The organism is Desulfonauticus autotrophicus (assembly GCF_055381725.1).
Window position 1 is genome coordinate 2,203,221 of record NZ_AP042395.1, and the last position, 23,390, is coordinate 2,226,610.

The window sequence follows — 23,390 nt, forward strand, 5'->3', positions numbered from 1 at the left end:
AGTTTTAGACCAGAGGTGGGAGAAAGGTAAATGCTTAAAAAGATGAAAAAAGACCTGGAAGAAATTTTTTGGGCTGGACTAACCGAAGTTTTGCCTGAGAAAAAAATTCCTAAATTTTTGCGTCTCCAGGAAAATATTTTGTTTATTGGTCCAGATCTTCAGTTGGATTTAGAAGATTATGAATATGTGGTGGTTTTAGGAGCAGGCAAGGCCAGTGCTTCCATGGCCCTGGCTGTGGAAAAGATTTTACAGGATTATATTAGTACTGGCCTGGTCATAGTAAAGGACAACCACTCTCTGGATTGTCAGAAAGTTAAGATCAAAGAAGCCTCCCATCCCCTGCCAGATACCAGAGGACTTTTAGCTACCAAAGAATTACTGGAAATAGCTAAAGGTTACAGAAGTGAAAAAACTTTGATTTTATTTTTGCTTTCTGGTGGGGCCAGCTCTTTATTGGTTTTACCTGCCTCTGGCCTTACTTTAGAAGACAAGCAAAAAACTACAGATGTGCTTTTAGCCAGTGGAGCAGATATCAAAGAGATTAATGTCCTGAGAAAGCACTTAAGCGAAGTAAAGGGTGGAAGATTGAAAAAACTTTTAACACCTTCAGTGGTGGTGAGTTTGATTATTAGCGATGTTCTTGGTGATGACCTGGAAAGTATAGGATCTGCTCCTTTGGTTGGGGATAGTTCTACCTGGGAGGATTGCTGGCACATTGTGGAGAAATATGGTTTGGAAGATAAACTTCCGCCCAGGGTAATTTTTCGCCTGAGAAAGGGGTTAAGAGGAGAAATCGAAGATACTCCCCTGCCTTCAGATCCGTGTTTTGAACGAAATTTTAACTTTATTCTGGCGTCCAATCGCCAGGCTTTGCTTGGAGCAGCCCAAAAGGCCAGGGAATTGGGTTATAATTCCTTGTTGTTAAGTAGTTTTATCCAGGGAGAAGCCAGAGAAGTGGGGAGGGTTTTAGCCAGTGTATACAAAGAAATTTTATATCACGATAACCCCGTACCTAAACCTGCCTGTATTTTAAGTGGAGGAGAGCCCACAGTTTGCTTGACTCCACCTATAGGTAAAGGAGGAAGAAATCAAGAATTGGCCCTATCAGTTGGGCTGGAAATAGCAGGGTTGTCTAATGTCCTTTTTGCTTCCCTGGGTACAGATGGAACTGATGGGCCTACAGATGCCTGTGGAGCCATTGTTTCTGGAGAAACTAGAAAACTAGCCGAAGAAAAGGGATTATTTTTAAGAAAATATTTGAACCTTCACGATAGTTATAATCTATTTAAACAATTAGAGGCTTTGGTTATTACTGGCCCCACCTATACCAATGTGATGGACATGCACATTGGCCTTATTAAGTGAGTTAAGGTAAAGAGTAGTTTTTAGCCAGGCTATAGTTCTGTTAAACCCTTTAAAAAAATATTGACTCTCTTTTCAAGAGAAGCTAAAAGATGAATTCTTCGCCCGGGTGGCGGAATCTGGTAAACGCAAGGGACTTAAAATCCCTCGGTACATTGTACCGTGCCAGTTCGAGTCTGGCCCCGGGCACCATGAGAAAAAGAAAGGCAGGGATAACTCCCTGCCTTTCTTTTTGGTCTGTTTTAACTTTTTTAGCTTTCAATGGCTATCTTCTTGGCCCTGGCCTTTTCTGCTTTGGGCAGAGTGATAGTGAGTACTCCCTTTTTATATTTGGCTTTGATTTTATCTTCTTGTACTTCTACAGGTAGAGGAATGGCACGGTAAAAGGAACCATAACTTACTTCCATGCGCACGATATTTTCTTTTTCGCTCTTTTCTTCCCTTTTCTTTTCTCCCTGCAGGATAAGGTAATTGTTTTCCAGGCGTACATCCAGGTCTTTGGTATCCAGGCCTGGAATTTCCGCTTTGACAATAATTTCTTCATCAGTTTCCCTTACTTCAACAGCGGGAGTAAATAAGCCTGTGGCCAGTTCGCCATTGCCCCATAAACTTTCTTTAAAAAAGCGATCTACTTGATCGAATACATCAAAGACACTGGTTGTAGGAGTGAGAACACCTTCATTGCGTTTGCTGCGAATGCTGGGAAGAAGTCTTTCTAACATGGCCCTCACCTCCTTTTTATTTTATTTTTTTATTCAGCACTTATTTCAATTTTTTTAGGTTTGGCTTCCTGAGCTTTGGGTAAAAAGAGAGTTAAGACCCCATTTTTTAAGGAAGCCTTAATGTTTTCCTTGTCCACCACTTCAGAAAGGGTAAATTGCCTTCTGTATTCCCCTGGTACAAATTCCAGGTGAATGTTTTTCACCTTTTCTTGCTCTGGAATACGGGCTTTAGCCCTTATTTCCAGTTCATTTTCCTTTAAGTTTAGTTCCACATCTTCTTTGCCCACCCCAGGTAAGTCCAGAAGGATATAAAAACCTTCTTCCTTTTCCAAAATATCTGTATAAGGGCTAAAGATGGGAATATTTTCTCTATTTTTTTGAACGACTGCTTCAGTCATTTTTACTCCTCCTTTAATTTTGCTCTATTGCAATTTTTTTAGGTTTACTTTCTTTAGCCTTAGGTAATACGACTTCAAGAATTCCGTCTTTTAACTTTGCTTTAATGTTATCTTTATCTATGTCTATATTTAGATTGATAATTCTTTGAAAAAGTCCATTTGGTCTTTCCTGACGATAATAATTTCCTTTTTCAGATTTTCTTTCTCCTTTTATCACCAGACTTCCATCGGTAATAGTCAATTCTATATCGTTGATATCAACGCCAGGTATTTCTGCTAATACATAAATGTTTTCTTCATCTTCTTTTAAGTTGACAGGTGGATAGGCAAATTTCCTTTGACTTATTGTTGTTGGGCTAAAAAAAGTGTCTAATAGTTTATCCAATTGCCTTGGCATATCATAAAAAGTGCTTAAATCTATGACCATTTTTTCACCTCCTGCATTGTGTTTTCAAAAATATAAATAAAAAGGGATAAGAGATAGTCAAGAGGGGAAAGAAAAAAATTAACCAGAAAAATAGGGAAAGGGGAGAAAAGAAGTGGTTTAAAGCAAAAAGTTAGGCAAAAAGGTCCAGCAAGGTTCCTACCATGGAATCATAGGTTTGGAGAACTTTAGCATTGGCACTAAAATTGGTTTCAGTGATTAGCTCTGTGGTAAGTTCCTGGATGAGATCTGTATTGCTGCTTTCTACATAGGTTAGTTCTTGCTCTACCTGGGAGTTTTCTTCCTTGAGGGAGATTTCTGGAATCAGTGCTCCTGGAGAGTTGTCCTCTATGATTTGACTGACCACTACACCCTGATCCTGAGGGCCTGTTTCCAGGTCAGCCCTGCTGGCTTTAAACTCATTGGTATTTATATTAGCCAGATTGTTGGCACTGACTTCCTGAATAAGGCTAAAACTTTCCAGGGCTGATAAACTGGGATAAATGGTCATTTTTTCTCCCTTGTTGGTGAAGGAGTGAATAGTTTTGCTTTTCAAGTTTTGTAAAAGATTTTTAGGCTATTTTTCAGGAAGAATCAAGAGGGTAAATTTTTTTATTTTTTTGGGAAGTGTTTCTAGAGTTTATAAGATACATTTGGATTAAAGGGAATTGACAAGTTGAGTAAAATAATTGAAATAGCTAGAAAATACTTAGCAACGAAGTGAGTGTGTGTTTAGGAAGTTGGTTTATGTAGTTTAAGGTTTGAGCAATATTTTAAATTTAATAGATAGAGCAAAAATAAGAAGGGTAGCTGGCTATTAATATTTATATGAAAATTTAAGGAGATATAGCTATGGAAGAAAAGGTTCAAGGCTTTGAGGAAGAAATAGACCTTTTGGAACTTTTGGAGAGGCTTTACAAACAAAAATGGTTAATCCTGGGTATTACAGCTATAGGGTGTCTGTTGGCTTTGATAATTACCCTTTCCATGCCCAAAAAATATCGGGCAGAAGCTTTGTTTGAGCTTAAGTTTATTACTTTTCCGGAAGTTTCTGAGGCTTTTAAGGGATATCAAAAAAATCAATCTCCAGGGCTTGAGGTAAAGTTTATTGCAGTTAGAGGAACTAATAATATCATTAAAATTGAAGCAGAGGATAAATCTCCAGAGAGTGCAAAAGATAGCTTAAATAAAGCAGTAAACTTAATAAATCAGAGTTTATTTAAAGAGAAAGTGGATAAAGAAGTTAAGGAAATAAACACAAGGTTAGAGTCTATTCAGATAGCCTTAGAAGAGGTAAATAAAAAAAGCGGAATTATTTATGACCCAGCAAAGGCAGCTGATTTGTTAACAGAAAAAGAAAATTTGGAACAATGGCTTAAAAAGCCTCAAATTTTATATCCTGTAACTGAAGTTAGTGTAAGTAATAATCCTGTAAAACCAAAACCAGTACTTAATATAAGTGTAGGAACTGTTTCTAGTTTATTCCTGGGGATTTTTATTGCACTTTTTAAAGATGCTTTAAGAGAAAGGAGAAGAGGAAAACAGTTGGCTTAAGAGAAGGAGGATAGTTGTGTAAATAATGTTGAAAAGTTAAAATACTGAAATGTGCAATGGGTAAACGTTGAATTAAAAAGGAACAAACATGAAAAAACTACCCATAGGAATACAAACCTTTAGAAAAATTCGGGAAGAAGATTATGTTTATGTGGATAAAACAAAAGAGGCTTATGAGTTAGTTAATAATTATACCTATGTTTTTCTTTCCCGTCCGCGCAGATTTGGGAAATCTCTTTTTCTGGATACCTTAAAGGAACTTTTTGAGGGGAATAAAAAGCTCTTTGAAGATTTATACATTTACGATAAGTGGGATTGGGATAAAAAATACCCTGTAATTCATTTAGATTTCAGAGGTGATTTAACAAGTTTAGACGCGGTCAAAGATAGGGTGAAAAAAGCATTCCAGGATAATGCAAAAAGGCTGAGGATAGAGTGTAAGGAGCAGAATAATTTATCAGTTTGTTTTGAAGAGCTTATTCAAAAAGCTTGTGAGAAATACAATCAAAAAGTGGTAGTTTTAATAGATGAGTATGATAAACCTATACTTGATGTGATAGAAGATACTGAGCAAGCAAAAAAACATCGGGAATTTTTAAGGGGGTTATATTCAATATTAAAAGGTGTGGATGCGTGCATAAGATTTGCCTTTTTAACAGGGGTTAGCAAGTTTTCCAGGGCATCAATTTTCAGTGGTTTAAATATGCTAACTGACATATCTCTAAATCCAAGGTTTGGAAATATCTGTGGCTATACCCAGCATGACTTAGAGACAATTTTTAAGCCCTATTTAGAAAAGGTAGATATGGAAAAGGTGAAACGGTGGTATAATGGCTATAATTTTTTAAAGGATAATGTGTATAATCCCTTTGATATATTGCAGTTTATCAGTAATAATTTTTTGTTTAGAAACTACTGGTTTGAGACAGGAACTCCATCCTTTTTAATCAAACTTATCAAAGAGAAAAAGTATTTTTTACCCAGTTTGAGTAATTTGCAAGTGGATGACAAAATATTATCAAGTTTTGACATAGAGTATATGGATTTAGAGGTTTTACTCTATCAATCAGGTTATTTGACCATAGATGAAGTTATACATAATGAGCTTTTGCAATCTATAGAATACAAACTTCGGATACCCAATCTGGAAGTTCAGATATCCTTAAGTGACTACATAATTCGTTATCTTTACAATAGTGATACTAAGATTAAAGAATCATTGGTAAAATCTCTTTATTATGGAAAACTTGAAGATTTTAAAAAATCTCTTGTCTCTCTATTTTCCTCAATACCATATACAAATTATACCAAAAACGATTTAAATTTGTATAAAGGTTTTTATGCGAGTATAATATTTACCTATGTTTCCTCGCTGGGTTTTAGGGTTATTGGTGAAGATGTGACCAATAAAGGCCGTATAGATTTGACCTTATTTGCAGGAGATAAGATTTATATAGTGGAATTTAAGGTTGATGGGAAGAAAGGAGAAGCCTTAAAACAGATAAAAGAAAGAGATTATGCGCAGAAGTATTTAAATAAATCTAAAGAAATTTACCTGGTTGGTATAGAATTTAGCTCCGAGGAAAAGAATATTGTAAATTTTGAATGGGAGGAGTTAGGGATGAGTTGTTGAGCAGTTTAGTGGTTAAGTAGATGAGTGGATTGAGGAAGTGCAAGGTAGTAACTAACAAGAATTAAGCACTATTCTACTATTCCACTCAACTAATATGCCACTTAACTAACACAATACTTGTCAAAACAACTAAAATTTTTTATTTTTCAATTTAACTTTCTCAGGCAGGGGGGATGATTAAAAGGAGAGTAAATTATGAAGAGGATATTATTAAGTATAATAATATTTTTCTTTATGTTTACTTCTTTGGTTTTAGCCAAAGTAAATATAAATACAGCTAGTGAAGAAGAGTTAGCATCTTTACCACATATAGGAACAGTTAAGGCAAAAAATATTGTCAGTTATAGGGAAAGTCAGGGCAAATTTACCTCAGTAGAGGATTTATTAAAGGTAAAGGGGATAGGTCCTAAGATTTTGGAAAAGATTAAGGCAGATATTTGTGTGGGTAAGGACTGCAAATAGAAATTATTTCCCTCCTGCCTGAGAAAAATAACTTTCAGATAGGACAATAAATGGTTAATCTATTGTTAATGAGTTTTTTAATTTCTTTTGTGGTATGTTTTTTTATTATTTTTATTTTTGCTAAAAATAATAATTTTTGTTCTGATTGCTTTGATGGGCCACAAAAATTTCATGATAAACCTACTCCTAGAATTGGTGGAATAGGAATATTTTTGGCTTTTTTAGGCGTGATTTTGTTTATAAACTTTTATAAACATGATAAAAGGTATTTTTTGTTTTTTTTATCAACCTTACCGCTATTTTTATTTGGATTAGCCGAGGATATAACTAAAAAAATTTCTCCGAAGATACGTTTGCTGGCTTCAATCTTTTCAGGAATGCTGGCTTATTTTTTATTAGATGTATATCTTACCAGAATAGATTTGCCCCTTATAGATAGTATTTTCCAATTTAAGATAATTGCTTTAGGTTTTACTCTTTTTGCCATTGCTGGTGTTGCCAATGCTATTAATATTATTGATGGCTATAATGGCCTTGCTGCTGTGGTTTCTATTCTTATTTTACTGGCTTTAGGGTATGTGGGATATAAAGTAAGGGATGAATTTATTTATATTCTCTCCTTTGTGCTCATAGGTGGTATTGCTGGTTTTTTTATCTGGAATTATCCTTTTGGTAAAATCTTTTTAGGAGATGGAGGGGCCTATTTTATCGGCTTTACCATAGCTGTGTTATCTGTGTTACTGGTAAAACGACATCCTCAGGTATCGCCCTGGTTTCCACTTTTAGCAGTAGTTTATCCTGTTTTTGAGACAGTATTTTCTATGTTTAGAAGAAAGTTTTGTAAAAGACAGAGAGTAGATAGACCAGATAGTTATCATTTGCATCAGCTTATTTATAAACGTGTAGTGCCAGTTATCTATAATATTCATAGACATGAAAGACTCAGGCGCAACTCTGCCACTTCGCCCTTACTCTGGCTTATTTGTTCCTTTGGGATTATCCCGGCCGTAATTTTCTGGCAAAATACTTCAGTTCTTATTTTTTTTAGCATTCTTTTCTGCTGGGTATACGTCTGGTTGTATAGGAGTATCGTAAGATTTAGATTGGGAAGGATGATAAAGAAGTTTATACCTTGACACCCTTTACAATATCACCCTCTCACCAACAATAAATAATCTTGCTCTACAATTTTCTGTTTGTGGACTATTTTTAAACCCTTTAAAACATCCTCATATTTTTGGTAGTATTTTTCAGGCATAATTAAGAGGGTATGAGGGTTTTCTTGTAGTTGTTTTTTTACTTCTTCTATTTCTTTGGTTTCCTTTATATTTTTACCTGCATAGTAAGTATAAATCCCAGAATAGATTTTATAAGCTAGGGGAGTATAGCCCTGTTGGATGTATTTTTTTATGACCAGGGCCTGGTTTTTGGGGCTCATAAGAGGGTCTAAAGAAGGAGCCACTTTTGTAGCGGTAAAGATAAAGATAAAGGGTAAGGTTAGGAGTAGAAAAATAAGACTTTGATAGGGCGTAAAGTTTTTTTTCAAGAGAATAATAGCTAAAACCAGAAACATAAGGCTTAGAAGTGGGAGACCTTGTAGGGTGACTTCTATTACAGGAAAATAATTTATCCAGGGCAAAATAATAGCCAGAAGCAAAAAGAAAAATCCCAGAGGTTTTCTTATGGCCATTTTAGAAGAGATAAAAAAACGCGAGCAAAACAGAAAAAAGGCGCAAAAAGGGGTAAGAGATAGACTGCAATTTTTATACTTATAAGAGATAAGAGAGTAAAACCAGAAAAGAAAAAAGTTAAAAGAAATTTTTCCCCTTTGCTTAGTTGAAATAGCTTTAACTGGCGCGGAAACAAAAAGAGTAAGGACCAGGGTAAGACTACCAGAGGAAACACCAAGAAATAGTGGTAAAAGGGCTGGGGATGATGCCAGGTGTTAGTAGCTCGCCTATAAATTTGGTCATATAAGATGTTGTGAATAAAATCCTTGCCTTCTACCAGGTAAGCTCCCACCAACCATAGCCCAGCCAGGCCCAAAACTCCCAGTAAAGCAAAACCCAGATGCTTGTTTAAGAGCAGGTTCTTTTTTTTAGTTAAAAGGGCATAGAAAAGAAAAGTGAGCAGGGGAAAGGCAAAACCCAAAGGGCCTTTGGTCAAAAGGGCTAAAAAAGAGCAAAAAAATCCCAGGTAAAGGAAAGGGATTTTTTCTTTTTCTAGGTAAACAAAGAGAAAAATATGGGCAACCAGGATAAAAGTGGCAAAGAGTAAATCCATCCGAAAATAATGAATTAGCCCTAAAAAATAAAAATTGGTTAAAAGCAGAGCGCAGCCAATAAACACTCTTTTGGGATCCTGGAGCACAACTTTACCTAAAAAATAGGTGGCTAAAAGGTACAAAAAACCACTTATTGCTGAGCCCAGGAAAAAAAGTAGCGGTCCCTTTAGGGTGGTTAGCTGGGATAAAAGGTGCAAAAACCAGAAGTAAAGAGGTGGTTTATCTGGATAGGGTACTCCATTTAAATAAAGGACCAGCCATTTTTGGTGTTGGACCAGGTGCTCATAGACATTGGCATAGCGCACTTCATCTGAAAACCAGAGGCTTCTGGTGTGCAGGGTAAAGAGAGTATGTAAAAGGTAAATAAAAATTAAAGGTAGGAGCGGATATCTGGCTAAAAAGTTATTTATTTTTTGGAAGGTGCTAGTTGCTGACATTTTTTTCTCCAGAAATAAAAGGTTAAGATCCCACTACAATTGCCCAAAATAAAACCAGCCATGACATCGGTTAGGTGATGTTGGCCTAAATATATTCTAGAAAAGCCCACAGCAAAAGCAACAACACCAAGTAAAAATTGTTTGCTTTTTTCTTGCTTTTAAGTGCCAAAGGAAGAGCTGCTCCAAAGATTTCCGTGGTATGCCCGGAAGGAAAGGAATGATAACTGGAGCTAAGAGAGAAAAAGGTAAAATGAGAGCCAAATTCTGGCCTGGCCCTTCCCAGGGAGATTTTTAAGATTCTTACCAGGAGAAAGGAGATAAGAAGTTGAAAACAAAGATAAAAGAGAGCCAGATAGGTAAGTTTAGGCTTTTTTTCTTTTAGGCCCTTAATTAAAAAGTAAAGATAGATGGGATAGAAAAAAAAATTACCCCAATTGGTTAAAAAAAGTACAAAATTGCTAAAACCTGGATGGGTTGTTTTTAAAGAGTGAAAAAAAGGGTAAAGGTTTTTTATTGGAGCAAAAAGATAAAGCCCTATAAGACCTAAACAAAAGGGCAAGCAAAACCACCCAAAAGAGAGTAAATATTTTTTATCCATAAGAAACAAAAACTTGGCATAGGGTATTAAAAAAATCAAGGCTTTGTAGTTGACCTTGGGGATATCCCTTTGTTAAAAGGTGTAAATTGGAATTCTTTTGAAAAGGAGTGAGAATTAACTATGAATGTATGTATCGTAGGTACTGGATATGTAGGTTTGGTCAGTGCAGCCTGTTTTGCTGAAATGGGAAATAATGTCTGCTGCGTGGATATTAACCCTGAGGTGGTGGAAAAGTTAAAACAGGGGATAGTACACATCTATGAACCTGGTCTGGAAGAATTAGTTAAGAGAAATTATGCTCAAAAGCGTTTGTCTTTTACTACCAGTTTAGAAGAAGGGCTTAAAGATAGTTTATTTGTCTTTATTTGTGTCGGCACTCCTCCCAAAGAAGATGGCAGTGCAGATTTATCCTATGTTTATCAGGTGGCCAGAGATATTGGTAAGTTTATGCAGGATTATAAAATTGTAGTGGATAAGTCCACAGTGCCAGTTGGCACTGCAGATAAGGTGCGCTCTTTGATTTTAGAAGAGCAAAAGAAAAGAGGGGTTAGTATAGAGTTTGACGTGGTTTCCAATCCTGAATTTTTAAAAGAAGGGGATGCTGTAAATGACTTTATGAAGCCTGATAGGGTGATTGTAGGTACAGATAATGTGCGTACCGCAGAGTTACTCAAGGCCTTATATGCTCCTTTTGCCAGGAGTAGAGAAAAGTTAATTGTTATGTCTGTACGCAGTGCAGAGATGACCAAATATGCTGCCAATTGTATGTTGGCTACAAAGATTTCCTTTATCAATGAAATTGCCAATATCTGTGAACTGGTAGGAGCAGATGTGGGTGATGTGCGTCTGGGAATCGGTTCAGATCATAGAATTGGCTATCATTTTATCTATCCAGGCGTTGGTTATGGAGGTTCTTGTTTTCCCAAAGACGTAAAAGCCCTTATTTCTACTGCTATAGAATATGGCTATGACCCCATTTTATTGCAGGCTGTAGATAGGGTAAATGATTTACAGAAAAGAATTTTAGCTTTTAAAATCAAGCAATATTTTGAGCCTCAAGGAGGAGTGCAGGGAAAAACCCTGGCCCTGTGGGGGCTTAGTTTTAAGCCCAATACAGATGATATGCGAGAAGCTCCTGCGCTGGTTTTAATTGACCTGCTGACAAAAGAGGGGATGCGCATCAGGGCCTTTGATCCAGTGGCTGGAGAACGGGCCAAGGAGCTTTTAAAGGACAATAAATATGTAGAAATAGTAGATGATCAATATGCAGCCCTGGAAGAGGCAGATGCCCTGGCTGTTATTACGGAGTGGAATCAGTTTAGAAATCCAGATTTTAACAGGATAAAAAAGGAGTTAAAAGCACCTTTAATCTTTGATGGGCGAAATCTTTATCCGCCTAGACTTATGGGAGAAATGGGATTTGCCTACTTTAGTATTGGTCGCAAAACAGTGGGATAAAAAGTGGTCGGGATGCGGGGATTCGAACCCCGGACTTCAGCGTCCCGAACGCTGCGCTCTAGCCAGGCTGAGCCACATCCCGTAAAGAAAATAATAGTTTTTTTAGCGAGGTAAGACAAGTCTTTTAAAGAGGTCAGAATATGGAATCCAAGTTAAAGTTGCTGGTGGTAGATGATGAGGAAAGTCTCCGGGTTATTTGTCAGGATGCCCTAGAAGATGAAGGCTATGAAGTGTTGACTGCTGAAGATGGACAGGAAGGCCTGGAACTTCTGCGAAAAGATAGCGATATTGCCCTGGTTGTATCTGATTTAAAAATGCCTCGTTTAAATGGGATTGAGTTTTTACGCCAGGCTAAAAAAGAAGGGCTGGAAGCAGATTTTTTAATTACCACTGGTTTTGGCACCATTGAAGTAGCTGTAGAGTGTATAAAGCTGGGAGCTGCTGATTATTTGCCCAAGCCTTTTAATATCTCTCATCTTTTAATTAAGGTAAAAAAAGTCCTTCAGGAGCGAGAGCGCAGACTAGAACAAAAGAGGCTAAGTAATGTAGTCAGGATTTTAAATTTGAGTAATGCCTTAAATCGTTTGCAAAACCTGGATGGCATTTTAGAGGAGTTTATTTATCACTTGCAGCGCAATTTTAACCCGGACGGCATTATTGTAGGCCTTTATTCTCAAGGCAACTTAAGACCTCGCATTTTAAGAGGGGCTGTAATTAGAAGAAATTACAATTCCTTATTTCTTCTACTTCACAAAATGGAAGAAGCTTTGAAGGCAGGCAAAACCCTCTGGGATAACTCTTTTAGCTTTAAAGATAAACAACAGGTGTTTTCTTTGGTGGTTACTCCTTTAATTGTCCAAAAGGAAAAGGTTGGAGCTACCTTATTATTAAAAGAAGCTGGTAAGGATGAACAACTGCTAAGCACCAAAAAGCAATTGATTAGTATTTTTTGCAATCATGCAGCCAGTAGCTTACAAAATGCCTGGGCTCTGAAAAAGTTAAATAGTTTAAATTTGGATATCATGCACTCTTATGCCAAGGCAGTGGAAGCAAAAGACTACTATACCAAAGGTCATTCAGACAATGTTGCCCGTTATGCCCTTAACTTTGCTCGTTTTCTGGGATTAGAAGAAAGGGAGTGTGAGCTGCTTTATGTAGCTGGCGTTTTACACGATATAGGTAAGATTGGTATCCCGGATAATATTTTAAATAAGCCAGGCAAGTTAACCAAAGAAGAATTTGAGGTAATGAAAAAACATCCTGTAATTGCCAGAGAAATACTGGGAAAAGTGGAGTCTTTAAAGGATGTAATCCCTCTGGTCTATTACCACCATGAACGAGTCGATGGTAAAGGCTATCCAGAAGGTTTAAGAGGGGATCAGCTTACCCTGCCCATTAAAATGTTAAGTGTGGTGGATGCCTTTGAAGCCATGACTTCAGATAGGTCTTATCGCAAGGCCTTACCCCTGGATAAGGTGCAGGAAATTATGGATTCAGGTGTGGGGAGTCAGTGGGAAGAGGAGTTGGTGCGCAAGTGGTTTTTCTTGGTAGAAAAAAAGGTATGGAAGGGGTTAGGGATATTTCTGGCTTTAAGGGAATGTTAAAGCTTATTTTTTAACTTTCAGGTGAGGTTATGCAAAAGATTAAGGTCTTAGTGGTAGATGATTCTGCCTTTATGCGCCGGGCTATTGCCACTATGTTGGGCAAGGATAAGGAAATTGAGGTTGTTGCCACTGCCAGAAATGGGGAAGAAGCCCTGGAATTTATCAAAAAATACAATCCTGATTTGGTTACTTTAGATATTGAAATGCCTGTAATGGATGGCCTCACTGCCCTGGAGAAAATCATGCAGGAATTTCCCAGGCCTGTGATTATGGTAAGCTCCTTGACCACAGAAGGCGCTGAAGCCACCTTAAAGGCCCTTAGTCTGGGGGCTATGGATTTTATTCCCAAGCAGCTTTCCAAGGTAAGCCTGGAAATAGTGAAAATAGAAGAGGAGCTTATTGCCAAGGTCAAAAGTTTGGCCAGGAAAAAGCCCAATTTGGTGCCAACTAAATCTAACTCTTTAAAAAAACTTGCAAAAGTAGAGAAAAAAAGTTTAACTTATAGGGGTAATAATCAAATAAGAGATGTGGTAGCCATTGGCGTTTCCACAGGAGGTCCACCTGTAGTGCAAAGACTTTTAGAGCTTCTTCCTCAAGATTTTCCTGCGTCCATTCTCATTGCCCAGCACATGCCACCTGCCTTTACTGGTCCCTTTGCCAGGCGCTTGAATACCTATTCGTCCTTAGAAGTAAAGGAAGCTGAAGATGAAGAGATCTTAAAGCCAGGCAAGGTGTTGGTTGCACCAGGGGGAAAGCACTTAAAACTTCAACAACGGGTTACTCACCTGGAGGTAAGGGTAAGTGAATTCCCCAGAGATGCTCTGTATAAGCCTTCAGTGGATGTCTTGTTTTCTTCTGTTGCCAGAGCAGTGGGCAAAAGAGGGGTGGGAGTAGTGCTCACTGGAATGGGTAAAGATGGTTTAAAAGGAGCTAAGGAGTTAAAGCAAAAAGAAGCACGGCTTGTTGCTCAGGATGAAACTTCCTGTGTGGTCTATGGTATGCCCAGGGCCATAGTAGAAGAGGGCCTGGCTGATGCAGTCTTAAGTCCAGAAGAAATGCCTGCTAAAATATATGAATATCTTTTTAACCCTTAAAAAATCAAACTAAGGGAAGGTAAAAATGGAATATACAAAAGAACAAATTTTGGCCATGCTCCAGAGTTCTGAACCAGAAGATCAAAGAGAAGGCGCCTTTGAAGCAAGAGATAGGGGATTAAAAGAGGCGGTTCCTTTATTGATTCCCCTTTTACAAAGTGAAAATGTGGGAGTGCAGGAAGCAGCAGACCTGGCCTTGCGTAAGCTAGGGGGAGAAGAAACAGTTAAAGAACTTATACCTCTTTTAAAAGAAGAAAATCCTGCCCTGCGTAACCTGGCTATGGATATTTTAAGGGATTTGGCCGGGCAGGGAATTAAACACTTAGTTCCCCTTTTAAAAGATGAAGATAGAGATATTCGCATTTTTGTAGCTGATATCCTGGGCTGGTCAGAATCCTACCTGGCTCTGGAACCCTTATGTGAGAGTCTTTTAAAGGATAGAGATGTCAATGTGCGCTATCAGGCCGCAGTAAGTTTAGGGCTTATTGGCCATCCTGAAAGTGTAGAGTGTTTGAGCAAGGCCCTGGATGATGAGGAGTGGGTGCAGTTTGCAGTTATTGAGGCTCTGGTAAAGATTAGAGACGAAAATACAGTGGAAACCTTAATTAACAGACTGGATAGCAGTTCTGAACTGGTGGCTTCCATGATTATTGAAGGGATTGGCTCTCTTGGTTTTACCAAAGCAGTGCCTTTGTTGGCTAAAAAGCTTTTCCAGGTTTCCTTTGCTCTGCAACTTAAAATTTTAAAAGCCTTGTATCAGTTACTGGGACGCACCTCTTTTCAACTTTTTCTGGAAAAGGATAAGGGGAAGTATCTGGAACTACTTCTTTTGGCTTTGGAAGATGAGGAAGAAGATGTTCGAGAGCTGGCAATCATTGGTCTGGCCAAGATTGGTGATGCCAGGGCTACAGCCAAACTTTTGGATCTGGCGGAAGAGCTGGATCTGGAGCATCAGGTAGATACTGTTTATAATGAAGATCTGGCCCACTTATTTGTGGATGCTCTGGTTCATATAGGTATTAATGAAGAGTTGTTAAAAGGCTTGGAAGTGGACTCTCCTTCTCGCAACCTGGTGGCTATTAGGACTTTGAAAGGAATAGGGAGTATAGAAGCAGGGGAAAGGTTAAAAGAGGTTTTTTGGCACAAAGATAGAGATTTACAAAGAGAGATTGCCAGAGCCTTGGAAGAAATGGCCCTGATAGAAAGTAGAGAGTTTTTCCTGGAGGTTTTAGAAAAACATAAGGATGGAGACGTTCTGAAGAGTGCTCTTATCTATCTGGGCAGGATCAGGGATAAGAATGCTATAGAGGTACTTTTTTCCTTTCTGGATCACCAGTGGGATGATGTGAAAGAAACTGCCCTGGAGAGTTTGATTAAAATTGGTGGGGATGAAGTTTTGGAGCGCTTTGCCAGATTTTTTGAAGATGGTAATCCCTTACACAGGCTTATGGCTGTATATGCCTTTGGCCAGCTTAAGGCGTCTGCCTATCAAGATCTGGTAAAAGCAGCTCTGGAAGACGAAGATGTAAATATTCGGAAAATTGCCTTAGAATCTATGGCCAAGATGTGTTCCAACCATAAGGAAGCCTTGCCCGTGGTAGCTGCCAAACTTGAGGATGAAGCTCCAGAAGTGAGGATGACCTTGGTAGAGCTTATGGGCAATTGTGAGCACGATGAAGTCCTTCCTTACCTGTTAAAAGCCCTGGATGATTCAGATGACTGGGTAAAAATAAGGGCTATTGAAGCCCTGGTAAAAAAAGGCAAGGTTACTTTAGAAATTACCAAAAAACTAACAGCTCTAATAGAGTATTCCAATAAAATAGTGGCTGTAAAGGCTATTGAAGCCCTGGGAAAACTTCAAAGCGAAGAAGGGTTTCATGCCTTGCTTGAGGCTTTAGAAATACCTGACTTTGAAATTCAAGAGGCAGTGGAAAAAGCATTGGATCAATATCAGCAGCAATATGAGGTAAAGTAAGATGGGTTCTCTTTTGGCCAAAAGCGTTACTTTACGTAAGGATGTAAAAATAACAGATGAAGAATTTTCCCAGTTAAGGGATTTTATCTATGCCCAAACCGGGATTTATATTGGAGATAATCGAAAATATCTTTTGGAAAATAGATTGGCGAACAGGCTAAGGGACTTAAACTTAAAGACCTTTGGAGAGTATTATTATTTTTTACGCTATGACCCTTCCAGAAAAGATGAGCTAAATAGGCTTTTTGATGTTATTACCACCAATGAAACCAGTTTTTTTAGAAATCCTCCCCAGTTAAAAGTCTTCCAGGATATTATTTTAAAGGAAATTATAGCCGCAAAGATAAGTAAGGGTGATAAAAGTTTACATTTCTGGTCTGCTGGCTGCTCTACAGGCGAAGAGCCCTATACCCTTTCTATTATCTTGCATGAAGTACTTAAACAGGAAATAGATTCCTGGAAGATTAAGATAACAGCCAATGACCTTTCAGCCAGCGTGCTTAAGAGTGCCAAAAGAGGAATTTATACTCCCTATGCGTTGCGGACCACTCCACCCAGCATAACTAAAAGGTATTTTAAAGAGATAGGTAATGAAAAATATCAAGTTTTACCTCAAGTTGCCAAATATGTGGAGTTTGTTCAGTTAAATTTGAGTGATAAGTTCCAGGTAAAGCGTATACCCAAATCAGATGTGGTTTTTTGTAGGAATGTGATAATCTATTTTAGCGAAGAAGTAAAAAAGAATGTTATTTCTTATTTTTATGACAATTTACAGCCTGGTGGATATTTGTTTTTAGGTCATTCAGAATCTTTACACAACCTTTCCAGGTCTTTTAAACCCATACATCATCCTGGAAGTATTGTGTATAAAAAAGAGTGATGTTTGTAGAAAAAAGAAAATACTATCGATTGCAAAGAAAATTTGAGTTAAAGGTTGCTAAATGGAGCTTTCCTTTAAAAAAACAAAAATGGTATGAGATTTACAGTGTAGATATAGGAGCTGGCGGTATAAGGTTTGAGGTGCCTTTTGCGCCAGAGAAGGGAGAGATATTACAATTTAAATTGCTGATTCCAGGTTTAAGAAAGCATTATCCAGGTTTTAGTAAAGTTTTTGCGCTGGATACAGAAGAATTTTTTGGTCTGGGTGAGGTTGTCTGGGTGCAAAAGATAAATGAGAAAAAATTTGAAGTGGGATTACAATTTAGTAATATTTTTGAAGACGACTGGCAGGCTTTAGTGGACTTTTTGCTTAAACATAAGGAGTAAGAGCTTAGTGCCTAAAATCTTGGCCATTGCCAACCAGAAAGGAGGAGTGGGTAAAACCACTACAGCCTTGAGTTTGGGCTCTGCTTTGGCCAAATTAAAGACTAAAGTGTTGGTCATGGACCTGGACCCACATGCCTGTGCTACTGTACACCTTTCTTTTTTCCGGGTAATTATCAGGAATCTGCTCTGGATATTTTTTTGGTGTCAAAAGAAAAGAAAAGTATTATTTATGAGCGAGAAAACTTGCCTTTTGCCTTTGTTCCCAGCCACATTAAAATGGCAGAAGTGGAAGGTGCTTTAAAGAATATTCCGGGAAGAGGATGGCTTTTAAAAAAGTGGCTGCAAAAAGAGGCCCAAAACTACGACTATGTACTTTTAGATTGTCCTCCTCAAACCGGGGTGATTTTACTAAATGCCCTGGCTGCCTCTAATTTAGTTATAGTGCCAGTACAGACAGACTTTTTGGCCCTGCATGGTTTAAAACTTATTTTTGATACCTTAAAGCTTTTACAAAAGAGTTTAAAAAGAGAGGTGGAATTTAAAGTTTTAGCTACCATGTTCGATATAAGGACTAAGGCCTCCAGAAAAGTTTTGAATTTATTACGCAAAAAATTAAAGGATAAATTGTTTAATACTATTATTCCCATAGATACCAAATTTAGAGAAGCCAGCTCCATGGGGAAAACCATTTTGGAACTTTTCCCAGAAAGTAGAGGTGCTTTACAGTATTTAAACCTGGCTAAAGAAGTGCATAGATTATGAAAACCATAGAAGAATATTTTGAATCCCAGGATTTTTCCTTGGAAGATAAAGAATCTTTGACTGCAGAAGAAAAGGCCTTTTTGGAGAATTTTTTTGCTGAAGATACAGTCAAAGAGGAAGTGATCAAAAAGACCTTACCTGAAAAAGAAGTAGCAACTTCTCCTGGTGCTTTAGCTGCAAAGACTAAGCAGATGGAAGTAAAAAGGGTTGTCTCCAGCCAAAAAACTAGAGTTCCTGGGAAAATAGAAAGTAATAAAACTTTGCCCAAGGAATTTTCTTTAGTGGGATTTTTTTTAGGAGGAGAGGAATTTGCCCTGCCAGTGGAAAAGGTCAAGGAGGTCATTCGTTATACAGAGCCCACCAGGTTTCCAGGAAGTGGCGGGGTGGTTAAAGGCTGGATTAACCTTCGAGGCAGGATTACTCCCATTGTGGATTTAAGTGCTTTTTTGGACTTACCTTTAGGTAAGCCCAGATTTATTCTGGTGTGTGCTCTGGAAGGAATCAATGTGGGTTTTGTTAGTGAAAAGATAGCCTCCATGCATAGAGTGAAAAGAGAAGAGGTGGATTTTGGAGTAGAAAAGGCCTTGGCAAGTGAAAGTAAGCATATTCAGGGTTTATTAAAGAAAGGGGAAAAAATAATTCATATTTTGAACTTAGAGAGTATAAAGGACTTTTTAATTAATTTTAAAAGAGGAGAGGTTTGATGGCACAGAAACATATTCTGGTGATAGATGACTCCAAAACCGTACGCAATTTGGTCTCTTTTATTATTAAAAAAGAAGGCTTTAAAGTAACTTCAGCTGAAGATGGCTTAGAAGGACTGGAAAAGCTCTATGCCAACCCGGATATTTCCCTGATTGTCTGTGATGTGAATATGCCCAAAATGGATGGCTTTACCTTTATCAAAACCATAAGAGAGCAAGAACAGTATCGAGATCTTCCCATTATTGTTCTGTCCACTGAAGGGCAGGAGACTGATATTCAAAAAGGTTTGGGACTGGGGGCAAATATGTATATGATAAAACCTGCCCAGCCTGAAAAATTAGTCCGTAATATCAAAATGCTTTTGGGATAAAAGAGGTGCTTATATGTCGGATTATAACGATCCGGAAATTTTTGCTGAATTTGTAGTAGAGGCTAGAGAGCATCTAGACTCCATTGAGCCCAGGTTGCTGGATCTGGAAAAAAATCCAGAGGATAAAAGTCTGCTGGATGAAATTTTTCGCTCCATCCACTCTTTAAAAGGCGCTTCTGGTTTTTTGGGTTTAAATAAAATCAATACCCTGGCCCATAGAGGGGAAAATGTCTTAGATGAACTGCGTAAGGGTAAGTTGCAGCTTACTCCAGAAATTATGGACCTTATTTTAGAGACTACAGATGTTTTGCGGACCTTTTTAGATGAACTGGAAACTAGAGGGACAGAGCCTGATCTGGATATCGAAGGGCTTTTGCAGCGTCTAGATGAAGTAAGAGCTACTCCCATTTGTAAAGAACTTGAAGATAAAAGCAGGGACAAATCTGCTGCTACCTCTTCGCCAGGTTCCTATAAACTCACTGTATTTGGCCCTGAACACTTATTGGACTTTTTAGAAGAAGCAGAAGAAACAGTCTCGCAATTAAATGGCCATTTGATTCAACTGGAGCAAAATCCTCAGGATGAGGAATTAATAAATAATATCTTTAGGTCCTTTCATAATCTAAAAGGCAATAGTGGTTTAATTGGTTATCAGGAATTAAATAAACTTACACATATTGCAGAAAATCTTTTAAATAGAGTTAGAAACAAAGAATTAGAAGTTTCCTCTGGTCTTGTTGATTTGCTTTTAAAATCTGTAGATGTTATTTCTGAACTTTTAGATAATATAGATAGAGAAAACTCTACTGTAATACAAAAGGATATATCTTTTATTATAACAGAGTTGGAGCAGTTTACAGGAGAAAAAATTGTTAAAGAAACTTCTTCCACTGCAGAGGCTTCAGAGGATGAAGAAGATAGAGAGGTATATTTAAATACTGTAGAACAACAATTTAAAAATATTGATTTTGGATTACAAAGTTTAAGGGAGGATTCTAAAAAAAGAGATATAATAGATGGTTTGTATCGTTCCTTTCTTACCATTCAAAATGCTTCTACTTATATGAACTTAAAGGAAATAAGTGCTTATGCAGAAAGAATTGTAAAGCTTATTGATGATGCCAGGAATAAGGATGTCGACTTTGCTTTGATGTTAGATCTCTTGGGACAGGAAAAGGCCATTTTAGCTGAAATGATAGATAAGGCTTTAGATAGAGAGGAAAAGGAAAAAATAGAAAAACAGGTAGTTAAGGTAGAGGATAAAAAAGATAAAGAGCTAGAGAGAAGAGAAAGTAAAAGTATTCCTAAGACAAATTCAGGTGCTTTAAAGCAGGAAGTTGAGAAGAAAAGTGAAGTTATCAGTACCATCAGGGTAGATCATAATAAACTGGATCAGTTAATGAATCTTATTGGAGAGCTTATAATTAATCGAAACCGTTTTGCACAAATTGCCAGAGAGCTGGAAGAAACAGAAAATATTCCAGAAGTGGTCTTAAAATTAAATGAAAGCGTAGATGCTATGGCCAGGGTTTCTGATGCCCTGCAGGATACCATTATGCAGGTGCGCATGGTCCCGGTGCGCTCTGTGTTTTCTCGCTTTCCCAGGTTGGTAAGGGATTTGAGTCGTAAAAGCAACAAGCCTGTGGAGTTGATTACTGAAGGAGAAGAAACTGAACTGGATAAGAGCGTTATAGAGCTTATTGGCGATCCTCTGGTTCATATCTTGCGCAATTCTGTAGATCATGGTCTGGAAAGTGAAGAGGAAAGAAAAGCTTTGGGTAAGCCTGTCCCAGGAAAGGTCTGGGTTAGGGCCTACCATAAAGGGAATTTTGTGGTCATTGAAGTGGAAGACGATGGACGGGGCATTGACCCTGAAAAGATAAAGCAAAAGGCCATAGAAAAGGGCCTTCTTTCTGTGGAAGAAGCTGAGACTCTGGATGAGCAGCAAGCCAGGGAACTGATTTTTTTACCAGGATTTTCTACAGCAGAAAAGGTTACGGATGTGTCTGGTCGGGGAGTGGGCATGGATGTGGTGCGCAACAACATTCGGGCCTTAAAAGGAAGTGTCAGTGTTACTTCAGAAGTGGGAAAAGGAACCAAATTTGTTATTAATTTGCCTTTAACCCTGGCTATTATTGATGCCTTGATGGTCAAGGTCTCTGGCGAGACCTTTGCCCTGCCCCTGGATGCTGTAGCTGAGACCACCAAAATATCTGTAAAACATTTAAGCGAAATCAATAAAAGAAAGGCCATAACTTTGCGGGGGGAAGTGCTGGCTTTAATTGAACTGGCCAATATCTTAAAGTTGCCTCCCAATAACTCTCAGCGCGACTTTTTACCCGTAGTGGTTTTGCAGATAGGAGAAAAAAACTGGGGTTGATTGTAGATGTCCTGTTAGAGCGCCAGGAGATAGTAATTAAGTCCTTAGGAGAGTATCTAGGAGATATCCCGGCTATTTCTGGGGCTACCATTATGGGAGATGGTAATGTGATTTTGATTTTGGACCCCAATGAAATCTATGCCTTAGCCAGTCAAAAGTTGTAAAGAGAAAACAAAGGAAGCCAGAGAAAGGCCAGATTTTGCTCTTGCCTTTCTCTGTGTTTTTTCTAGGAAGGCCAGTTTTTGTTCCTAAAAAGAAACTAAAAATTATTTATAATGTGCTTAAACAAAAAAAAGAGATTTTTTTAGAAAGAAGAAGAAAATTAGAGTTAGTGGTGTGAATACAAAGGGACAGAAAAATCACAACCTAGGAAGGACAAGGTTTTGAGAAGATTTATCCTTCTCTGGCTAAGTGGCTTTGATTTAACTATTTAAAAGGGAGTTGTTGTTTAAGTTTTTAATAAAATCAATATATTACACTAACAGGCAAGAGTTTTAGGAGAAGATGATTTTTGGCTTTTTTCTTTACTTGCAGATAAAAGGAGTTTACTCTACTACACTGGAACTATGATGAGTACTTGGCAGCGAATTCAACATATTTTACAAAAATGCCTCAAAGAAGGCATTTTTAAGGTGTGGATTAAACCTCTGCAGGGTGAGTTTAAGGACAACAAGCTTGTTTTAATTGCGCGCAATGAGTTTGTAGCTTCCTGGATTAGGGAGAAACTTTTGGAGCAGATAAAACAAGCAGCCTTTGAAGTGTTGGGAGAGGTTCCTGAGATTGAACTTAAGGTCTCCAAGGCCAAGCCAAGTGTACCCTTTTTGGCTCAAGCTGAAGAGAAGAGTCAACTAGCTTTACCTATTGCTCCCAAGGTAAATGTGGAGGGAGTTTTTCGGTATACCTTCCAAGATTTTGTGGTAGGGCCATGTAATGAACTGGCTTTTTTGGCCTCCAGGACCTTTTGTCAGTCTTATATTTCTTCAGACCAGCTCTTTTTATGCTCTGCTCCTGGTTTGGGCAAAACCCATTTGGTGCAGTCCATGGGGTGGGAACTTTTAAAAAATTCTAATAGAAGTAAGGTTAGAATTGCTTATTTGACAGCAGAGGAGTTTTCCTCTCAACTGGTTTTGGCTATTAAATCCAAGCAGGTAGAACAATTTAAGGCTAAGTTCAGGGAACAGATTGATATTTTACTCCTGGAAGATATTCATTTTTTCCAAAATAAGGAAAAACTTCAGGATGAGTTTTTATGTACTATTAAATCTCTTACCAATCAGGGCAAAAAGGTAGTATTTTCCAGTATGTTTTTGCCCAAGGAATTGCAGGGAGTTGATTCCCAGCTTACTTCTCGCCTGTGTCAGGGGTTTATGGCTGTGATTAACAAACCAGACCCTGATACGGTATTGAGAATTTTAGAACATAAATCTAAAAAATTACAGGTAAATATCCCCAAAAATGTGGGAGAATACATTGCCAGTAGAGTGCACAGTGACATTCGGCAACTGGAGAGTTGCTTAAATAATTTGGTTTTAAAGGCCAAGTTGCTAAAGGAAAAAATTAGCCTGGATTTAGCTAAAGAAGTGTTGAAACATTATACTCTGGAAAAGGATAATGTAATTGATTTAGATTATATTTTAAAAAATGTGGCCAGAGTCTATGACCTTTCTTTAGAGGAGCTTTTATCTCAAAGCAGGAAAAAAAGTTATGTTTGGGCTAGAAATACAGCTTATTATCTAGCCCGTAAATATACAGATTTGAGCCTGGAAGAAATTGGGCGTAGGTTTAATCGACGTCATTCTACAGTCTTAAAGGGTATTGCCAAGGTAGAGCGGGAGATTAACAGACAAACTCCTCTAGGTCGCCAGATTGAAAAGACTCTGGAGCGTATTACTACCATTTAAG

20 protein-coding genes, 2 tRNA genes and 3 pseudogenes are annotated in these 23,390 nt (G+C 37.9%); 17 read left to right on the forward strand and 8 right to left on the reverse strand.

Going from position 1 to position 23,390, the window contains the following annotated elements; all coding sequences use genetic code 11:
• Positions 1-30: 30 nt before the first annotated feature.
• Both ACZ42F_RS12465 and ACZ42F_RS12470 read left to right on the forward strand, forming a co-directional pair.
• Entirely contained in the window at positions 31-1,365 is a 1,335-nt protein-coding gene (locus ACZ42F_RS12465; protein ID WP_464279231.1) for a glycerate kinase type-2 family protein, read from the forward strand.
• 100 nt (positions 1,366-1,465) lie between these two features.
• Positions 1,466-1,554: transfer RNA gene (locus ACZ42F_RS12470), tRNA-Leu, on the forward strand.
• A gap of 59 nt (positions 1,555-1,613) precedes the next feature.
• Here ACZ42F_RS12470 and ACZ42F_RS12475 read toward each other — a convergent pair.
• The 4 genes from ACZ42F_RS12475 to ACZ42F_RS12490 all read right to left on the reverse strand — a co-directional run bounded on the left by ACZ42F_RS12475 (position 1,614) and on the right by ACZ42F_RS12490 (position 3,462).
• A complete protein-coding gene (locus tag ACZ42F_RS12475; RefSeq protein ID WP_029967556.1) occupies positions 1,614-2,084 on the reverse strand; it encodes an Hsp20/alpha crystallin family protein in 471 nt (156 codons plus the stop codon).
• Between the two features lie 29 nt (positions 2,085-2,113).
• Entirely contained in the window at positions 2,114-2,482 is a 369-nt protein-coding gene (locus tag ACZ42F_RS12480; protein ID WP_029967558.1) for an Hsp20/alpha crystallin family protein, read from the reverse strand.
• 13 nt (positions 2,483-2,495) lie between these two features.
• Positions 2,496-2,909, reverse strand: a complete 414-nt coding sequence (locus ACZ42F_RS12485) for an Hsp20/alpha crystallin family protein (protein ID WP_464279232.1) — start codon at positions 2,907-2,909, stop codon at positions 2,496-2,498.
• Between the two features lie 130 nt (positions 2,910-3,039).
• The gene (locus ACZ42F_RS12490; protein WP_464279233.1) at positions 3,040-3,462 is read right to left on the reverse strand and encodes a flagellar basal body rod C-terminal domain-containing protein; all 423 of its coding nucleotides are present in this window, start codon (positions 3,460-3,462) and stop codon (positions 3,040-3,042) included.
• 296 nt (positions 3,463-3,758) lie between these two features.
• On the opposite strand from ACZ42F_RS12490, the gene ACZ42F_RS12495 reads away from it, so the two are divergent.
• The 4 genes from ACZ42F_RS12495 (at position 3,759) to ACZ42F_RS12510 (ending at position 7,691) form a co-directional block, all read left to right on the forward strand.
• On the forward strand, positions 3,759-4,460 hold the full coding sequence (locus ACZ42F_RS12495; protein WP_464279234.1) for a Wzz/FepE/Etk N-terminal domain-containing protein: 702 nt from the start codon (positions 3,759-3,761) through the stop codon (positions 4,458-4,460).
• 88 nt (positions 4,461-4,548) lie between these two features.
• A complete protein-coding gene (locus tag ACZ42F_RS12500) occupies positions 4,549-6,093 on the forward strand; it encodes an ATP-binding protein (protein ID WP_464279235.1) in 1,545 nt (514 codons plus the stop codon).
• Between the two features lie 195 nt (positions 6,094-6,288).
• Entirely contained in the window at positions 6,289-6,555 is a 267-nt protein-coding gene (locus ACZ42F_RS12505) for a ComEA family DNA-binding protein (RefSeq protein ID WP_464279236.1), read from the forward strand.
• Positions 6,556-6,623: 68 nt separating this feature from the next.
• On the forward strand, positions 6,624-7,691 hold the full coding sequence (locus ACZ42F_RS12510) for a glycosyltransferase family 4 protein (RefSeq protein ID WP_464279237.1): 1,068 nt from the start codon (positions 6,624-6,626) through the stop codon (positions 7,689-7,691).
• 14 nt (positions 7,692-7,705) lie between these two features.
• On the opposite strand, the gene ACZ42F_RS12515 is transcribed toward ACZ42F_RS12510, so the two are convergent.
• The 3 genes and pseudogenes from ACZ42F_RS12515 to ACZ42F_RS12525 form a co-directional block, all read right to left on the reverse strand.
• On the reverse strand, positions 7,706-8,245 hold the full coding sequence (locus ACZ42F_RS12515) for a hypothetical protein (protein ID WP_464279238.1): 540 nt from the start codon (positions 8,243-8,245) through the stop codon (positions 7,706-7,708).
• The gene (locus ACZ42F_RS12520; protein WP_464279239.1) at positions 8,236-9,276 is read right to left on the reverse strand and encodes an ArnT family glycosyltransferase; all 1,041 of its coding nucleotides are present in this window, start codon (positions 9,274-9,276) and stop codon (positions 8,236-8,238) included. Before ACZ42F_RS12520 ends, ACZ42F_RS12515 begins: the two co-directional genes overlap by 10 nt.
• Positions 9,246-9,874 (reverse strand): annotated as a pseudogene (locus ACZ42F_RS12525) (phosphatase PAP2 family protein). Before ACZ42F_RS12525 ends, ACZ42F_RS12520 begins: the two are co-directional and overlap by 31 nt.
• Before the next feature lie 120 nt (positions 9,875-9,994).
• Here ACZ42F_RS12525 and ACZ42F_RS12530 point away from each other — a divergent pair.
• Positions 9,995-11,332, forward strand: a complete 1,338-nt coding sequence (locus ACZ42F_RS12530; RefSeq protein WP_464279240.1) for a UDP-glucose dehydrogenase family protein — start codon at positions 9,995-9,997, stop codon at positions 11,330-11,332.
• Between the two features lie 4 nt (positions 11,333-11,336).
• Here the strand turns inward: ACZ42F_RS12530 and ACZ42F_RS12535 are convergent.
• Positions 11,337-11,414: transfer RNA gene (locus tag ACZ42F_RS12535), tRNA-Pro, on the reverse strand.
• Between the two features lie 58 nt (positions 11,415-11,472).
• Between ACZ42F_RS12535 and ACZ42F_RS12540 the strand changes: the two genes are divergently transcribed.
• The 10 genes and pseudogenes from ACZ42F_RS12540 to dnaA all read left to right on the forward strand — a co-directional run bounded on the left by ACZ42F_RS12540 (position 11,473) and on the right by dnaA (position 23,389).
• Entirely contained in the window at positions 11,473-12,936 is a 1,464-nt protein-coding gene (locus tag ACZ42F_RS12540) for an HD-GYP domain-containing protein (protein ID WP_464279241.1), read from the forward strand.
• Between the two features lie 29 nt (positions 12,937-12,965).
• Positions 12,966-14,030, forward strand: coding sequence for a protein-glutamate methylesterase/protein-glutamine glutaminase (locus ACZ42F_RS12545; protein WP_464279242.1), 1,065 nt, complete (start codon positions 12,966-12,968; stop codon positions 14,028-14,030).
• A gap of 25 nt (positions 14,031-14,055) precedes the next feature.
• Entirely contained in the window at positions 14,056-16,005 is a 1,950-nt protein-coding gene (locus ACZ42F_RS12550; protein WP_464279243.1) for a HEAT repeat domain-containing protein, read from the forward strand.
• A gap of 1 nt (position 16,006) precedes the next feature.
• Entirely contained in the window at positions 16,007-16,885 is an 879-nt protein-coding gene (locus ACZ42F_RS12555) for a CheR family methyltransferase (protein ID WP_464279244.1), read from the forward strand.
• Positions 16,885-17,271 carry a PilZ domain-containing protein gene (locus tag ACZ42F_RS12560; RefSeq protein ID WP_464279245.1) on the forward strand — a complete coding sequence of 129 codons (387 nt, stop codon included), beginning with the start codon at positions 16,885-16,887 and terminating at the stop codon, positions 17,269-17,271. The genes ACZ42F_RS12555 and ACZ42F_RS12560 overlap by 1 nt, the downstream gene beginning before the upstream one ends.
• 46 nt (positions 17,272-17,317) lie before the next feature.
• Positions 17,318-18,033, forward strand: a pseudogene (locus ACZ42F_RS12565) (ParA family protein).
• Positions 18,030-18,737, forward strand: coding sequence for a chemotaxis protein CheW (locus ACZ42F_RS12570; RefSeq protein ID WP_464279246.1), 708 nt, complete (start codon positions 18,030-18,032; stop codon positions 18,735-18,737). Before ACZ42F_RS12565 ends, ACZ42F_RS12570 begins: the two are co-directional and overlap by 4 nt.
• Entirely contained in the window at positions 18,737-19,108 is a 372-nt protein-coding gene (locus ACZ42F_RS12575; protein WP_029970122.1) for a response regulator, read from the forward strand. Before ACZ42F_RS12570 ends, ACZ42F_RS12575 begins: the two co-directional genes overlap by 1 nt.
• A 13-nt stretch (positions 19,109-19,121) precedes the next feature.
• Positions 19,122-21,652, forward strand: a pseudogene (locus ACZ42F_RS12580) (chemotaxis protein CheA).
• Positions 21,653-22,054: 402 nt separating this feature from the next.
• Positions 22,055-23,389 carry a chromosomal replication initiator protein DnaA gene (gene dnaA, locus ACZ42F_RS12585; RefSeq protein ID WP_464279247.1) on the forward strand — a complete coding sequence of 445 codons (1,335 nt, stop codon included), beginning with the start codon at positions 22,055-22,057 and terminating at the stop codon, positions 23,387-23,389.
• Position 23,390: the final 1 nt, after the last annotated feature.

What these genes read in the sequence shown, in the direction of transcription:
- ACZ42F_RS12465 (WP_464279231.1), top strand. Translation starts at nt 31, where the DNA reads ATGCTTAAAAAGATGAAAAAAGACCTGGAAGAAATTTTTTGGGCTGGA.
- ACZ42F_RS12475 (WP_029967556.1), bottom strand. Translation starts at nt 2,084, where the DNA reads ATGTTAGAAAGACTTCTTCCCAGCATTCGCAGCAAACGCAATGAAGGT.
- ACZ42F_RS12480 (WP_029967558.1), bottom strand. Translation starts at nt 2,482, where the DNA reads ATGACTGAAGCAGTCGTTCAAAAAAATAGAGAAAATATTCCCATCTTT.
- ACZ42F_RS12485 (WP_464279232.1), bottom strand. Translation starts at nt 2,909, where the DNA reads ATGGTCATAGATTTAAGCACTTTTTATGATATGCCAAGGCAATTGGAT.
- ACZ42F_RS12495 (WP_464279234.1), top strand. Translation starts at nt 3,759, where the DNA reads ATGGAAGAAAAGGTTCAAGGCTTTGAGGAAGAAATAGACCTTTTGGAA.
- ACZ42F_RS12500 (WP_464279235.1), top strand. Translation starts at nt 4,549, where the DNA reads ATGAAAAAACTACCCATAGGAATACAAACCTTTAGAAAAATTCGGGAA.
- ACZ42F_RS12505 (WP_464279236.1), top strand. Translation starts at nt 6,289, where the DNA reads ATGAAGAGGATATTATTAAGTATAATAATATTTTTCTTTATGTTTACT.
- ACZ42F_RS12510 (WP_464279237.1), top strand. Translation starts at nt 6,624, where the DNA reads ATGAGTTTTTTAATTTCTTTTGTGGTATGTTTTTTTATTATTTTTATT.
- ACZ42F_RS12515 (WP_464279238.1), bottom strand. Translation starts at nt 8,245, where the DNA reads ATGGCCATAAGAAAACCTCTGGGATTTTTCTTTTTGCTTCTGGCTATT.
- ACZ42F_RS12520 (WP_464279239.1), bottom strand. Translation starts at nt 9,276, where the DNA reads ATGTCAGCAACTAGCACCTTCCAAAAAATAAATAACTTTTTAGCCAGA.
- ACZ42F_RS12530 (WP_464279240.1), top strand. Translation starts at nt 9,995, where the DNA reads ATGAATGTATGTATCGTAGGTACTGGATATGTAGGTTTGGTCAGTGCA.
- ACZ42F_RS12540 (WP_464279241.1), top strand. Translation starts at nt 11,473, where the DNA reads ATGGAATCCAAGTTAAAGTTGCTGGTGGTAGATGATGAGGAAAGTCTC.
- ACZ42F_RS12545 (WP_464279242.1), top strand. Translation starts at nt 12,966, where the DNA reads ATGCAAAAGATTAAGGTCTTAGTGGTAGATGATTCTGCCTTTATGCGC.
- ACZ42F_RS12550 (WP_464279243.1), top strand. Translation starts at nt 14,056, where the DNA reads ATGGAATATACAAAAGAACAAATTTTGGCCATGCTCCAGAGTTCTGAA.
- ACZ42F_RS12555 (WP_464279244.1), top strand. Translation starts at nt 16,007, where the DNA reads ATGGGTTCTCTTTTGGCCAAAAGCGTTACTTTACGTAAGGATGTAAAA.
- ACZ42F_RS12560 (WP_464279245.1), top strand. Translation starts at nt 16,885, where the DNA reads ATGTTTGTAGAAAAAAGAAAATACTATCGATTGCAAAGAAAATTTGAG.
- ACZ42F_RS12570 (WP_464279246.1), top strand. Translation starts at nt 18,030, where the DNA reads ATGAAAACCATAGAAGAATATTTTGAATCCCAGGATTTTTCCTTGGAA.
- ACZ42F_RS12575 (WP_029970122.1), top strand. Translation starts at nt 18,737, where the DNA reads ATGGCACAGAAACATATTCTGGTGATAGATGACTCCAAAACCGTACGC.
- dnaA (WP_464279247.1), top strand. Translation starts at nt 22,055, where the DNA reads ATGATGAGTACTTGGCAGCGAATTCAACATATTTTACAAAAATGCCTC.